The 16478-nt window shown below is 45.9% G+C and carries 6 protein-coding genes; 4 read left to right on the top strand and 2 right to left on the bottom strand.

Annotated elements, in window-relative coordinates:
- The first annotated feature begins 56 nt into the window (after nt 1-56).
- Nucleotides 57-1727, top strand: a complete 1671-nt coding sequence (locus IPJ02_07085) for a DUF1800 domain-containing protein (protein MBK7375310.1) — start codon at nt 57-59, stop codon at nt 1725-1727.
- Nucleotides 1728-1759: 32 nt separating this feature from the next.
- Nucleotides 1760-3352: a DUF1501 domain-containing protein gene (locus IPJ02_07080; GenBank protein ID MBK7375309.1), complete on the top strand. Its 1593-nt coding sequence runs from the start codon at nt 1760-1762 to the stop codon at nt 3350-3352.
- A gap of 70 nt (nt 3353-3422) precedes the next feature.
- Here IPJ02_07080 and IPJ02_07075 read toward each other — a convergent pair whose 3' ends face one another.
- Nucleotides 3423-4007, bottom strand: a complete 585-nt coding sequence (locus IPJ02_07075; protein MBK7375308.1) for a hypothetical protein — start codon at nt 4005-4007, stop codon at nt 3423-3425.
- 499 nt (nt 4008-4506) lie between these two features.
- Here IPJ02_07075 and IPJ02_07070 point away from each other — a divergent pair, with 499 nt between their 5' ends.
- Nucleotides 4507-8007, top strand: a complete 3501-nt coding sequence (locus tag IPJ02_07070; protein MBK7375307.1) for a carboxypeptidase-like regulatory domain-containing protein — start codon at nt 4507-4509, stop codon at nt 8005-8007.
- A 338-nt stretch (nt 8008-8345) separates the two neighbouring features.
- Here IPJ02_07070 and IPJ02_07065 read toward each other — a convergent pair whose 3' ends face one another.
- Nucleotides 8346-8867, bottom strand: a complete 522-nt coding sequence (locus IPJ02_07065) for a hypothetical protein (GenBank protein ID MBK7375306.1) — start codon at nt 8865-8867, stop codon at nt 8346-8348.
- 1048 nt (nt 8868-9915) lie between these two features.
- Here IPJ02_07065 and IPJ02_07060 point away from each other — a divergent pair.
- Nucleotides 9916-16395 (top strand): autotransporter-associated beta strand repeat-containing protein, encoded by a 6480-nt coding sequence (locus tag IPJ02_07060; GenBank protein MBK7375305.1) that lies wholly within the window; start codon nt 9916-9918, stop codon nt 16393-16395.
- Nucleotides 16396-16478: the final 83 nt, after the last annotated feature.

Raw genomic sequence — 16478 nt, 5'->3', positions numbered from 1 at the left:
GCGGTTCGGTTTAGTCGTAACCACTTATTTATCACCTCTCATCCAAAAAAACTGCTATGGACAGAAGAGACTTCCTGACAGCGGGTAAAACAAAAAAAACTACTGCCACTGCTGAAATTACAAAGACAGCCCGGACTTTTAGCGGGATAAACCCGTATACAGGGCCCTGGACGACCAATGAAGTAATACACCTGTTGAAGCGGACCATGTTTGGTGCAAAAAAGGCAGACGTTGACTATTTTGCCACCCTTACTGTGAGCCAGGCTGTGAGTGAATTGCTTAACCCTGTTGCTGCCAACCCGGCTCCCCCGGTCAAAGAATATACTACCTCCACCCAACCCGGTACACCAGACAGCAACATAGCGCAGGGAACAACCTGGGTGAATGATATCAACAACGACGGTACGGTGCAAAGCCAGCGCAGGGCATCGTATAAGAAATGGTGGACAGGGGTTATGGTGAACCAGGACAGGAGCATCAAAGAGAAAATGATATTTCTGTGGATCGACCATTTTGGAAATGAAGCCAACGAAGTTGGCAATGCCAATTGGATTTACAGGCAGCATACAACGATCCGCCAGAATTGTCTTGGCAATTTTAAACAAATGGTCAGGGATATGACTGTTGACATAGCCATGCTGCGTTATTTGAATGGTTATTTGAACACGGCCGCTGCACCCGACGAAAACTATGCCCGTGAATTGCAGGAGTTATTTACTTTGGGTAAGGGTCCGGGCAGCCAGTATACAGAGCAGGATGTAAAAGAAGCTGCAAAGGTTTTAACCGGCTGGCAGGTTAATGGAACAACGTATCAAACGGTCTTCAACCCGGCCCGTCACAGTACGGTGAACAAACAGTTCTCCTCTTTTTATAACAATACCGTTATTACCGGAAGAACAGGAACTACCGCCGGTGACCTGGAACTGAATGACCTGCTCAACATGATCTTTGTTCAGAATGAAGTGGCAAAATTCATTGTGAGAAAGTTTTACCGCTGGTTCATTTATTACGAAATTGATGCAGCCACCGAAGCAAATGTCATTACCCCGCTGGCAGATATCTTCCGCTCCGCCAACTACGAGATCAAACCTGTATTAACCACATTATTTGAAAGCGAACATTTTTTTGACGTCCTGAACCAGGGTTGCGTGATCAAAACCCCGGCCGATATTGTAATTGGGGCCATGAGGGAATATGCAGTAAGAATGCCGGTATCAACGGACTGGAATACGAACTACGGCCATTGGAATACCTTGTACTCTTTCATGACCTTACAGGGCCTGAACCTGCATGACCCCCCGAATGTTGCCGGGCTCCCCGCTTATTACCAGGAACCCTCTTTTCACGAGATATGGATCACCACGGATTCGTTGCCCAAAAGGAACCAGTTTACAGATATAATGACCAATACCGGTTATATACGAAACGGATTCCGGATGCAGTTTGAATTTGTAGAATACGCCAAAACGCTTTCTAACCCGGGCAATCCGAACGATCTGATAAATGAGACATTAACGTACCTGTACCGGTTGAATCTATCGCCGCAGGTAAAAGACCAGATGAAGATACAAATGTTGCTGAGCAACCAGTTGTATGATTATTACTGGACAAATGCCTGGAGTGCTTATATCGCCAACCCGACAACAGCCAATTTCAATATAGTAAATACAAGACTGAAAGACCTGTTCCGGTACCTGATGAATTTAAGTGAATATCAACTTAGCTGATCAACCCATAAACTCTGACTAAAAAAAATAAAATGAAACGCAGAGAATTTTTAGGAAAATCAATGGCGGTTACCTTGCCTGCATTAATAAGCGGTTATGCTGTAAAGGCGCTGGATGCTGACTCCCCATTGGTGCAGGCATTGATGGGCGGTGGTCCGGATACCGACCACGTTTTGGTCATCATTCAGTTATCCGGAGGTAATGATGGGTTGAATATGGTGATCCCTATTAGCAATTACAACCTTTATAATGCAGCCCGTCCCAATATTGCAATTCCTGAAAACAGGATCCTGGGTTTAAGCGGGTATGCAAATACGGGCCTTCATCCCAGTATGACCGGTTTGCAAAGCCTGTATAATGATACCAAATTAAAGATCATCCAGGCGGTAGGATACCCGCAACCAAATTTCTCTCATTTCAGGGCTACCGATATATGGATGACCGGAAGTAACAGCAACCAGGAAGTATATACCGGTTGGGCCGGCAGGTACCTGAATTATGAATACCCGAATTTTCCCAATGGATATCCCAGTGCAGATACGCCTGATCCGCTCGCTATTCAGATTGGTTCTACCGCTTCTTTGACCACGCAGGGCCCCAGCGTGAATATGGCCATGAGCATCACCAGCGCTACCAACTTCTACCAGTTGATAAATGGTACCAGCGACCCCGTGCCTGCAACAAAGGCCGGTAAAGAACTGACCTTTATACGTACCATCGCAAAGCAGACCCAGCAATATGCAGGATCCATCACGGCAGCAGCCGGAAGGGTTACACAGCAAAATCCTTACCCGGCGAATAATACTCTTGCCGATCAACTGAAGATCGTTGCCCGGTTGATCAAGGGAGGCTTGAAAACAAGGGTATACATGGTAAGCTTTGGCGGATTTGATAATCATAGTTTGCAAACGACCGCAACCGACACCACGGTTGGTACACATGCCACCTTATTGGGGAGGGTGAGTGATGCCATTAAAGCATTCCAGGATGACCTGGTCTTTCTAGGCGTTGAAGACCGGGTGGTTGGGATGACCTTCAGCGAATTCGGGCGCAGGATAAAAAGCAACAGCAGTATTGGTACCGATCATGGAGCGGCAGCTCCGATGTTTGTGTTTGGCAAACCCGTGCAGGGCGGCGTATTGGGAAATAACCCTACGATCCCTGCCGTTGTAAATGTGAATGACAATATACCCATGCAGTACGATTTCAGAAGTGTTTACTCAACACTGCTGGAAAAATGGTTCTGTCTTCCAAAAGAGACCGTACAGGGTCTGTTCCCGCCCAATGTGAACAGCCAGTTGCAGGATCTGCCATTGATAAAAGACGGTGTTTGTGTAACCGCACCACCACCACCAAGCCCTTCCGGCAAAACGATGATCACCAACTATCCCAATCCATTTACCAATAAAACGACCATCGAATTCAGTACGGATGGTGGCCATACCCTGATACAGATAATTGATACAGCCGGCAGGCTGATCGTTAACCTGCTGGAAAAAGATTATCCTGCTGCTTCCAGGCAAACCGTTGTATTTGATGCCTCTCATTTGCCCAACGGTATTTATTATGCCCGTTTGCAGAATGGCTCTACGCAGCAGGTGAGGCCGATGCTCAAAGTGAGATAAACCGTTAATGATCTTTTAATATAAAGGCCGGTGTTGAATTCACCGGCCTTTTTGCATTTACTGGTTTATGTTAATCGGTTATCCGGTGTCCTGCATTCACCCAATTCATGATCTTTTGCTTATCCGCGGCTGTCAACTGTCCGCCTTGGGGCATGAAGGTAGGATTGCCATCCACCGTTCTTATCTTGATCCTGTCCCATGAATTCACAATGTCATTGTCCAGGTCAAAATTCTTACCCCCGCTTACGGAGCCATTCAAATGGCACGGACCGCAATAGCCATTCACGATCGTTCTTACATTGAAAAAATTAGGGCCGTAGCCATTGATTGTTATTGCCGTGGTGCCGGTACAGCCATTCCCGTTCTTTACCGTAAGGGTATAATTACCCGCAGCCAGGTTAAAGAAATTGGTGGAGGCCTGGAAAATATTATTGCCAATGCTGTAGGTGTAACCCGATCCGATGGGGGAGGTTACGGTGATGGTGCCGATCGACTGTCCGGTTATTGTATGTGTTTTTCCGGCTACCGGCAAAATCGTTACTCCGGCGCAGGGATCCGGTGCAGGCGGGGGTGCCGGTGCCGGATCTGATTTTTTACAGGCAGCAACGGAACATGCCAGCAAAATGACCAGTAGAGAATAGAATATTGTTCTCATAATAAATCTTTGAGTATAAATTTAGTTTAAATCTTCAAGGCCAGGAAATTTACGGCAAAATGCCGTTAGCCGCAAGTATTATACACTCCCCAGCCCCGGTTCGTGGCCCACGAAACGGATTCTGTTTCAGCGGGGTTTTCGCTAACGGAATTTCCTTTCTTATGCTCCATCGGGGTTTCACGTAAGTGTCTTAGTATTCAAGTGTATTCTGTGAAAACCACGCTGAGACACAATATTGGAGTAAGGGCGAAAGCAGGTAGAGGTAAAATACTGTTTCGGGTATGCGGCACCATTGGACGCTTGATCAAAACACCGGGGAAATGTCGGAGACCCGCCGGTCATATATATCATTACGACAACGAACTATTACCTGCGGCTGTATATTACGTCAGCATGCAAAATGGCAGCAGGGTTCAGGATATGGTGATCGTGCAAGCAGGGCAGGGAAATATTTTTATGTAAATCCTTTTGTTTTCTCATCATGTTGCCAAACATTGTTATGAGAAAATATTTTTTATTTGCTGCGGTCAGCAGCTTATTCATCCTTGCTGCAAATGCACAAACACCACAACTTACGGTTGATGGTAAAACCAATAACGGTGTAAAATTTCAGGCATTAAGAATAGAAGTAAAAGTGTGTGGTACTGTTGCCAGAACCACCTGGGAGATGGTTTTTAAAAACACCACATCCCGTGTACTGGAAGGTAATTTGAATTTCCCTTTAAAAGATGGATTAAGTATAAGTCGCTATGCCATTGATATTAACGGGAAAATGAGAGAGGCGGTTCCTGTTGACAGAAGTAAGGGAACTGAAGTATTTGAAGCCATAGAAAGAAGGAGAGTGGATCCCGGTCTTTTGGAAAAACTGGATGGCAACACCTTCCGGACAAGAATATATCCAATCAACCCAAACAGTACAAGAACGGTTTTGATCGGCTATGAGGAAGAACTGCCGGCTGGAGCATACCCGGGATTGAATTATTATCTGCCATTGAGCTTAAAAGATACCGTGGTTGATTTCAGCCTGGATGTATCCATTATACAAACTGCATCCCGGCCCGTTTTTGATCCGTCCTATAATGAAAATATCCTGTTCACCAAAAGTAATAACCAGTACACAGCATCGGTACAAAAAAATAATTATGTGCCGGATATTCCTCTGTCATTCAACATACCCCGGCCACAGGATGCTGCCGAAGTCATGCTGCAGGAATTTGAAGGTAAATACTGCTACCTGATTAATACCGTCGTGCAAAAAAATGAACGGGCAAAAAAACTGCCTGCTTCCATAGGACTGTTTTGGGATGCCTCCTTCAGCGGAACCATTCGTAAAGCAGAAAAGGAACTGGAGTTGCTTGATCTCTATTTTAAAAAAATACAAAACCTGGGTGTTACCCTGGTGGTTTTCAGCAATACCATAAAAAGTACAAAGGCTTTTCCTGTTAAAAACGGGAATTGGGATGACCTGAAGAAATTTATCGGGTCCATTCAATACGACGGCGCTACTGATCTTGGAAACATTAACCTGAACAATATCAAAGCAGACGAATTTATCCTGGTGAGTGATGGCCGCCATACATTGGGCAATAAACAGATGCAGTTGACCGGGAAACAGGTGTATTGTGTAAACAGCAGCAGTATTGCGGACTACAGCAATTTGAAGTTCATCGCTTCGAGGACAGGCGGATTGCTCATTGACCTGCAAAAAGAAACGGCCCCTGGGGCATTAAGACAACTTACGACCGAACCATTCCGGTTTTTGGGAGTAAAACAAAATGACCTGCTGGAAGAAAACTTCCCTTCCATACCTGTTCCGGTGAATGATGTTTTTTCTGTTGCCGGTATCGCAGAAGAAGGCATACGGGAGATCATTCTTCAGTTCGGCTACGGAAGCCAGGTCACCTATGAGAAGGCCATCAGCATAAATACCGAAACGCAGCTTTGTGAAGACTTTGATATCTCCCGTGTATTTGCACAAAAGAAAATTGCGGAACTGGATATTCAGTATGACCGGAACAGGCATGAAATTGAAAGACTGGGGAGGCAGTTCGGGATTGTAACACGTAACACTTCTTTGATCGTACTTGAAACGCTTAGCGATTATATTCAGTATAAAGTGTACCCGCCTGCAGAACTCAGGGCAGAATATGACCGGATCATGAAACAGAAGCAACGGGATGTGATCACCAAAAACGAAGAAGACCTGGAGAACTCCCTCGACATGATAGAAGAGCTGAAGGAATGGTATAATCCAAAGCCACCCAAAAAAGAAGTAACTGCAAAACCGGTTGTTCAACCTACGCCTCGGCCTGTTCCGGTTCAAAGTCCCAGTTCACAGCCAGTTCAGCCCCCCGTTTCTCAACCAGCAAACAGGCTTAATACGCCAACGGGCGGCAGCAGGATCATTACCGGAAAAGTTACTGATATCGATGGTAACCCCATTTCTTTTTCAACGATCAAAATAAAAGGGACTGCTACAGGGCTTTCATCGGATGCAAACGGAGCTTATTCGCTCCGGGTTTACCCGGGTGCTGTGCTTATTGTTTCGGGCGCAAGTTTTAAAGATACCGAAGTTCCGGTGGGAACCCAAAACGTTTTGAATACAGTTTTAGAAAAGGGTAATACATCAGAATTGAAAGAAGTGGTTGTTACAAGCGCTTTTGGTATAAGGCGAAGTACAAGAAGTACTTCTTCAAATATTCAGAACCTTAGTGCTGAACAAATTAATACCATACGCCAGGGTAATTTGAATGATGCCCTGGCCGGCAGGGTGGCGGGCGCACAGGTCAGGAGCCAGTCTGCAGCGAATTTGGGTGCCGAAACAACAGTGAGATTAAGGGGAGAGAATGGCTTTGCGGCTGATGGGGGGGCATTATATGTGGTTGATGGGGTGATCATGCGGAATGGCGCAGGTATTAAACCAGATGATGTAGAAGATTATACCATATTGCCGGCACCTGCGGCTGTTGCTTTATTTGGTCCCGAAGGAGCAAACGGTGCTGTACTGATCACAACAGGGAATTTTAAATCCGATTCATCATACCAAAAAATTCAGGAGCAGGTACCTGGAGAGAACAAAAATATTGCAGCACAGCCCCCGTTTGATATTGAAACGTACGATTACATAAAGGTGCTGAAACAAACAGCCAAAGCCGGCCGTTATTTGAGATACATGGAGCTTCGCCCGTATTATTACAGCAGGCCAACATATTTTTTTGAAGTAGGTTCTTTTCTGCTCAAAACAGGCGACAGGGCGAATGCGTTGACCATTCTGTCTAACCTGGCCGAATTGGAGAACAGCAGTTACGAACTGTATAAAATGCTGGGTTATAAATTAAAGGAAGCGGGCGAGTATGAAGGCGAGCTCTCCGCATTTCAAAAAGTAATGCAGCTTCGTCCGTCTGATCCGCAGAGTTACAGGGACTGTGCGCTTGCCTATGCAGACCTTGGCAAATACCAGCAGGCATTGGATATGCTGTATGAAGGCATGACAAAAAGCTATAGCCGGGAAATGAACAACATGTATTCAGGCATTGAGGAATTATTCTTAACAGAAATTAATCACTTGATAGCGCTGCACAAAAACAAATTGAATACGAAGAAGATCGACAAACGGCTTATTGCTCCAATGCCAAGCGACATCAGGGTGGTTATGAACTGGAATATGAATAATACAGATATTGATTTGTGGGTGACCGATCCCGATGGTGAAAAATGTTACTATGACAACTCTCAAACCAAAATGGGCGGCCGCATCTCTGATGATTTTACAGAAGGCTTCGGCCCTGAACAGTTCATGCTTAAAAAGGGAATAAAAGGCAGGTATAGAATTGAAATAGATTATTATAGTGATACCCAGGTAACCCTTGCCGGACCCACCACCATAATGGCAGAAATCTACCTGCACTATGGTACCGATAAGGAAGAACGGAAGATCATCACCCTGCAAATGAAAAAAGATAAAGAAGGTGAATTGTTTATTGGCGAGGTGGAATTATAATAATAGGTATGGGCCGTCTGAAAAACGGCTCATGCTTTATCGCCTTGGCCCCACTGGCGCAAGTGTTCCCTTACCAGATGTTTTAATTAAAAACGTAAAGATTACGGGATCACTTGTTGCCTCTTCAAATCTGACCCGATTGTATCGGGGTTTTCTGGAACGCAAACAATATCGTGACCGTACATTTTATTTAATAACCCAACATTCGCTTCTTATATTTCAGCAATTACGTTTCAAATACCGGATACAATCCGGGTGAATCAAAAGTCACAAGTGATCCCATTATCATTTTAGTAAAAGACAAACATAATAAATGGGAACACTTGCGCCAGTAAGGGTTAGTGTGCGAAACTAAGACGGGGGTGGATGTCGTTCTCCGCCGCGGTTCGGGGCCCGGAATCAGATGATGAAAATAATTCCGGCAATTGACTGTTCGCCTGGTTACTGTAGCCCCTTTCCTCCTCCGCAATTTCCTGCGCCGTTGCATTTTTAAATGCCAGCCAGAGCAATGTGTTCGTCATCATCAACGCACGCTCCTTTTCCCGCTTCTCTTTCAGCATATAGAACTTAACTGCAGCATTGAATACCCCGTTGCGCCTGCGGAGTCTTTTTTGCCAGGCTGCTTTTGCTGCCGGGTCGGCGATCACCTGCTTGGCATATTCCACTGCTTCTTTAAAAAGGTTGCGGCATTTACGCTGCTTTGCCGAAGCAATGATCCGGGTCATATCCGGGTACCTGGTCCGGATAGCGCCATAGCTGTAATGCTTGATCACAAACTCCTTTCCTATTGCCCCGCGGACAAGGGTGAGTGAGAAAGGCAGGTATGGTATGCGACGGTATAGTTTTTTCTTCTTTGCCATGCATCAAACATACGATCCCGGGAGGGGGCTTTCCAAATAAGTTGCCGAAATCGACCGTTTTTAGCCGTTTTATACCGTTTTAGCCGTTTTCAATCGTTTTACATCGTTTCAATCGTTTTTGCCGCATCTTACCTGGCGCATCCTTCGGAGCAGTAAGCATGTAACAAGCAAGTAACAAGCAAGCAGTCTGTATGCAGACTGTATGTTTCCTGCATGTTGCCTCTGCCCCGGTTCCGGCGATGAAGACAGTAAGCCGGGCCGCCGTAATGATGCATTTTGGCCATTATTTACTCTTTTTGCCGGGTCTTCCCTGGCGCATCCTTCGTTGCTGCCAGCCAGTTGCAAGCCAGTAGACTGCCTCTTGCTTGCCTGTTGCCTGCCTTTAAACTGCCTGCTGGCTGCCAGTTGACTCCGCCCCGGGGTTTATGGCCCACGAACCGGAATATTTATGCTGCGACAAGAAAAGCAGGGCGGTGATTATGCCGCCTGCAAAACGGCACTACCCAGCAGGTAAAAGCAATGGTGAAACTGTGCTGAGGCCATAACCCGTTTGGCAACCTTTTTTGGTAAGATTTAGTATTTTAAGGCATTCGCTTTTAACTGACTTTTTTAACAGGCATTTCTAAGTATAACTATTTGAAAGTGAGTAGGTTCGAAAATACGCTGCTTAAAAATTTGCTTTTAGGAAAACAAGCCTTACTTTTACCACGTTTAAAAGATGTTAGAAACATTTTTTAGCAAATCGAAATTACTGAAACCCATTTTACTCTATCCTTTCTATCCTTTGTTAAATTGATCAACCTTGTTAGAGGTTGTTGCTTAACCCCCAGGTTGACACATACGTCCAGGTCCTTTTAAAATTTCATGTACAGGCTTATCCTGTTTTTTGCATATACGCAAAAGTCAGGGCCTTTATTCAGTGCGTGAAATTGTAAGAGGTAACGGAAATAAATACACAGGCTACCGCCACGAAACCCAATCTCCCCAAAGGCTTTTTTAAAAAGCCTTTATGAATTACTGTCCATAGTACTAACCAAACCGTCGGCTTATGAACAATCGCTTCACCAGGATCGTAAAGAAAATTACATCCTCCCTGTTACCTGCGCAAATGGGTAGCAGGATCACTGTTTACAGCAACACCCCCGCAAAGACAAAACAGGTAACCGCAACAGGATTTTCTGTAGACGGTAACAAAAATAATTTACCCGTAAAGAAATATGTGGTGCCCGGCATCGCCTCTTTCTTTTTTATAAAATACAAACAATGCCAACAGGCAAAAACGATGAACTACGATACTGCACAACCTGTGCCTGCATACGCCGCCACAGCCCATGACCTGACTGCAAAAAAAATGAACTTGAGAAAGACCTTCAGTAAATACCGTGTATTTACTATCGCATTGCTGATGCTGAATTTGTTTTTTGTGAGTGCAGCGTTTGGGCAGACGACTTATTATTCTATAGCTAACGGGAATTGGAATGTCAATACAACTTGGTCTCTTACCTCTGGCGGTGTAGCCGTTGGTTCTGGCGTATTCCCTGTTGCAGGGGATATTGTGAACATTGAGGGAGGTTTTAATGTGACCATACCTGCCAGTACAAGTGCAGCCTGTGCAACATTAAACATCACATCAGCAAATGCCGGTAATGGGACACTAACTTTTACAAGCACTTCATCATTGACAGTATCAGCAGATATTACTGTGGGAACTGCCGGTTCTGCCAAAGCGGGAACGGTGAATATGACTTCAGGCGGTACACTTACCTGTAATGGAAATCTTACCATAGGTAGCGGAACCGTAGCCAGTGCACTTAACCAGGGAACGGGATCTAATGTAGCGGTTGATGGAGCAGCAACCATTCTGCAGCCATCTGCAGCTCTGGTAAACTTATGGGCTATTGGTGCCGGAACCGCCACTGTTACCGGGCTTTTTACAATGGATGGAGCAGGGGTTACCACAACTTGGGATGGAACTTTATCAATATCTACCGGTACATTCAATGCAAATGGAGGGATTTTAGTGAATGGTGCCACTGCTCTTACAAAGAATATCACTTTTACCAATAACGGTAAATTAAATGTAGGAGGGAATGGAATAAGTGGTGCAGCAGGTGCAACCTTTACCCGCTCAACAGGAACGGTAAATTATAATGCGGCAGGTGATCAACCTAATGTGGCCGGATACAACTATCAGAATCTTACCATTTCAGGTAACGGTACAAAAACCTTATTGGCTCTTGCAGACGTGAATGCTATTTTAACAGTAACCGCAGGAACCATATTTAATCTGTCAACTTCAAATATAACAACTACAGGAGTTGTATTGGAGTGTGGTGCAGCAGCAGGTTCATCAATAACCGGAACAGGAGCACTAACTATTGGAACCAGCGATCTTACCGTAAATGATGCTGCCGGTGCTGGTAGCAGCGGGGCAACCATTTCAACACCGGTAGTTTTAGGAACTAACGTGATTTTTACTGTTGCAGATGATGGCAGCTCAGCTGCAGACCTGGCGGTTAGTGGCATCATCAGCGGTAGTAGTACACTGACGAAATCAGGGGCAGGAACCCTCGTGCTTTCAAATGCCAATACATATACTGGGACCACCACAATTAGTGCCGGTACGCTGCAATATGGTATCAGCAACGCAATTGCTGCCGGTGCAGTGACCGTTAATGGCGGAACGCTTGACATCGGTACTTTTGATGATAACGTAGGTGCAGTAACATTGACGAGTGGAACCATTGCAGGCACCACCGGGGTTTTAACCGGTACATCCTATACGGTGTCCAGCGGTTCCGTAACTGCGATACTTGGAGGATCAGGTGCTTTATCTAAAACAACCGCCGGAGCAGTGACCATGTCCGGAGTTAATACTTATACCGGAATAACAACAATAACCGCAGGGGTACTCAGTGTTTCAACCATTGGTGATGGTGGTGTGGCAGGTAATCTTGGACAGGCAACCAATGCCGCAACCAACCTTGTACTGAATGGTGGTACCTTGCAATATACCGGGGCTACTGCTTCAACAGACAGGAACTTTACCTTAACTGCAGGTAACATATCAACCATTGATATAACGAATGCAGCAAACACCCTGACAATTACAGGAGCAAGTACAGGTACTACTGGTGGGTTAACCAAGATTGGTTCGGGAACATTGACCTTATCCGGAAATAATTTACATACAGGTGCAACTACTGTAACTGCCGGTACACTCAAACTGGGCGCAGCAGAAAGAATTGCAAATACCAGTGCACTCGTTGTAAACGGTACTTTCGACATGAACGGTTTTAGTGAAAGTGTTGCATCATTGGCAGGTGCAGGAACGGTTACCAGCAGTGCAGGCGGAACACTTACCCTTACGTTGAATGGAGCTACTGCAACAACATTTTCGGGCATTATTGAAAACGGAAGCGCTACAGCCGTTTCATTGGTTAAGTCCGGAACAAGTATCCTCACGCTTTCAGGAAACAACAGTTATTCCGGTACCGGTGCATCCACAACGATCAATTCCGGTTCAACAATTCGCCTTGGCGCCGCCAATGTGTTACCCGATAACACGGCCATGATACTTAACCTGGGAACACTCAGCACGGGTGCATCAGCAGGTTTCAGTGAAACCATCGGTACCCTTGACTTTTCCGGTGCAGGAACATCTACTATCGCATTAGGTACCGGCGTTCATACATTAACCATTGCAAACAGCAGCAGCAATACCTGGGCAGGAACAACGCTGAGTATAACCGGATGGACAGGCGCCGGTTACCCGGTTATTACAGCTACTGCCGGTAAAATAATGGTTGGAGTAGGAGGACTTACTCCAGCTCAACTTGCCAAAATTAATTTCACGGGTTTTGCATCTGGTGCCCAGATAACTGCATCCGGAGAATTGGTTCCATTAGTTACAACCTATTATTCAAACGGAGACAATGCACCCAATCTGGTAGGCAGTTGGAAAACCAACAGGGATGGAACTGGTACCAGCCCTGCAAACTTTACTTCAGGTAATATTTTTATCATACAAGGCTCGGGTAATGGAGGAACAACCCCTCATTCAATGACAACAACTGCAAACTGGACTGTTTCAGGTGCCAATTCAGTAGTGATCATTGAAAATGGTGCAACATTAACTGCAAGCAACACATTTACATTAGCTGCAACGAGCTTTTTTCAAATTGACAATGGAGGATCATATGTTCAAAATATAGCTGCATCAATGGGTACAACAACTTTTATTGGTACAGAAATTTTCGGAGCAACAAGTAATTTTACTTACAATTTTGCGCCATCAGGTACATCTGCACCCAGTTCTCCCGGTTATGGAAACCTGACAATAAATACAAGTACGAATGGAGCTAATTTTGGATGGGCAGGAACTGTATCGCAGGTTCAGGGTAATTTAAATATCCTATCCACAGGTACAGGTACAATAAGACATGCATTGACTGCTGCTCCAAATATTGCTGTATCCGTTGGAGGAAACTTTACACTTTCAGGTACAAATACCAACTTCTGGTTATCATCTGGTGCTGGAACTTGTGCATTAACTGTAGGAGGTGATGTTTCAATCAGTGGAAGTGCTTTACTTGATTTAGCTAATTCAACAGGAGCAGGTACATTGAATATTGGAGGCAGTTTTTCGCAAACAGGCGGAACTTTTACAAGTAACAGTGCTGTATCAACTGTCGCTTTCACCGGAACAGGTAAAACATTTACACAAAGCGCAGGAACATTAACCAGTACCAATATTAACTGGGTCGTAAATAATGGAGCCTCCCTTACGCTAATTAATAACTTACCGGTAGCTACAACAAGAACGGTTGCCGTAAATGGTACACTGGATTGCAGCACACTGGCCATTACGGGGGCCGGTACTGCTGTTGTTAATAATGGAGGCATCATAAAACTCGGCTCAACCAGCGCTTCTGGTGCCGTTGCAGGAAATATCACTGCCACAGGCGGTCTTACACTTAATACAGGATCTACTGTTGAGTTTAATGGTACTGGTGCACAGTTCGTATCTGCCCGCACTTTCTCAAACCTTAATATCAATAACTCAAACGGCGTAACCCTTTTGGATGATGTTATAGCTAATAACACACTTACCCTTTCAAGCGGCATTTTAAATGGGGCAACAAATGCTAAAACAGTTACTGTTACCAATACTTCTGCTTCTGCGGTATCGGCCGGTTCTTCAACCAGGTTTGTAGAAGGCCCGCTGAACTGGTCGCTGGGAACAGGTACTTATATTTTCCCGGTTGGCAGGGGCACTGGAAATTATTTTCCGTTTACCCTTGCTTTGTCAGCAGCTTCTTCTCCTGTTGTTACGGTAGAGGCATTTAATTCCGATGCCGGCGTAGGCGCTACATTCGATGGCACACTCGGCTCCATCAGTCATACCGAATACTGGAAAGCCACGCTTAACTCTGGTACATTTACCGGTAAGGTTTCTCTTACCCGTGTAAATGCACTTACTACAGAAGATGTGATTGCCAAAAGTACCTTACAGGGAGGCACATATACTTCCATCGGCGGTACTGCCGCAAGTCCTTCAATAAATAATTCAAATGATATAAGCAGCTTCAGCTATTTTGTAATGGCAACTACGCTGACTAATTGCCCGACCTCTACGGCCGTTGCTCCTTCTACCGACCAGGAGGTTTGCCAGGGCGTGGCTACAAATGAGTTAACGGCAACCATTACAAACAGCGGCGGCCCGGGTACACCAACCCTGCAATACCAATGGTATTATAATACTACCAACAGTAATACCGTTGCGGGAGCTACATTGATTTCAGGCGCTACTTCACAAACGTATACGCCATTATCAGGGGCACCTGAGGTGGGCACCCGTTATTATTTCTGCGTAGGCTATGCTGCAGATAATGGTTGCGGCCAGACCAATGCTACACAATCACTGGCTTCCAATACAGTTAAAGTAACGGTAAATGGAAGTTTACCTGTAAGTGTAACGATAGCAGCTGCACCAGGTAATACAATCTGTGCCGGAACAAGTGTGACCTTTACAGCCACACCAACCAATGGCGGCGGAGCACCAACGTACCAATGGTATAATGGAGCCACCCCGATCAGCGGCGAGACCGGAGTTACCTACACTTCATCAACCTTAGTGAATGGTGATGCGATCAGTGTGCAGTTAACCTCCAATGCAACCTGTGCAACAGGCAGTCCGGCGACATCGAACACGATCACGATGACGGTGAATGCAATCCCAACCACACCAACGATCACCCCTGCCGGCCCAACTACCTTCTGTGCCGGCGGTTCAGTATTGCTGAGTTCATCATCAGCATCAGGTAACCAGTGGTATAAGGACAACGTATTAATGAGCGGCGAGACCAGCCAGACCTATACAGCCACTACAAGTGGTTCATATACGGTAGTGGTAACGGAGAACGGCTGTCCTTCACTTCCATCCGCAGCAACAGTGGTAACGGTTAACGCGATCCCTGCCACACCAACGATCACTCCTGGCGGCCCGACGACATTCTGTGCGGGAGGTTCCGTGTTACTGACCTCATCGGCAGCAACAGGTAACCAGTGGTATAAGGATAATGTATTAATAAGCGGCGAGACCGGCCAAACCTATTCAGCCACCACAAGCGGTTCTTATACGGTAGTGGTAACAGAGAATGGTTGTCCATCACTTCCATCGGCAGCAACAGTAGTAACGGTGAACCCGATCCCTGCCACACCAACGATCACTCCTGGCGGCCCGACGACATTCTGTGCCGGCGGTTCAGTATTACTGACCTCATCGGCAGCAACAGGCAACCAGTGGTATAAGGATAACGTATTAATAAGCGGAGAAACGAATCAAACCTATACAGCTACTACCAGCGGATCTTATACGGTAGTGGTAACAGAGAATGGTTGTCCTTCACTTCCATCTGCAGCAACAGTGGTAACGGTGAACCCGAATTTACCGGTGAGTGTAACGATAGCAGCAGCTCCGGGTAATACAATCTGTGCCGGAACAAGTGTGACTTTTACAGCCACACCAACCAATGGCGGCGGAGCGCCCACGTACCAATGGTATAATGGAGCCACCCCGATCAGCGGCGAGACAGGAGTAACCTATACTTCATCAACCTTAGTGAACGGTGATGCGATCAGTGTGCAGTTAACATCCAATGCAACCTGTGCAACAGGCAGTCCGGCGACATCGAACACCATCACGATGACGGTTAACGCGATCCCTGCCACAGCAACGATCACTCCTGTTGGCCCGACGACATTCTGTGCGGGAGGTTCGGTGTTACTGACCTCATCGGCAGCAACAGGCAACCAGTGGTATAAAGACAATGTATTAATAAGTGGCGAGACCAGCCAGACCTATACAGCCACTACCAGCGGTTCTTATACGGTAGTGGTAACAGAGAATGGTTGTCCTTCACTTCCATCGGCAGCAACAGTGGTAACAGTGAACGCGATTCCTGCCACAGCAACGATCACCCTGGCGGCCCGACGACATTCTGTGCCGGAGGTTCGGTATTGCTGACCTCATCGGCAGCAACAGGCAACCAGTGGTATAAGGACAACGTATTATTGAGTGGCGAGACCAATCAAACCTATACAGCGACA

The organism is Chitinophagaceae bacterium (genome assembly GCA_016710165.1).
In the GTDB taxonomy this organism is placed as follows: Bacteria; Bacteroidota; Bacteroidia; order Chitinophagales; family Chitinophagaceae; genus Ferruginibacter.
Note: the sequence above shows the minus strand (reverse complement) of the source record. Positions and strands in the feature narration are given on the sequence as shown.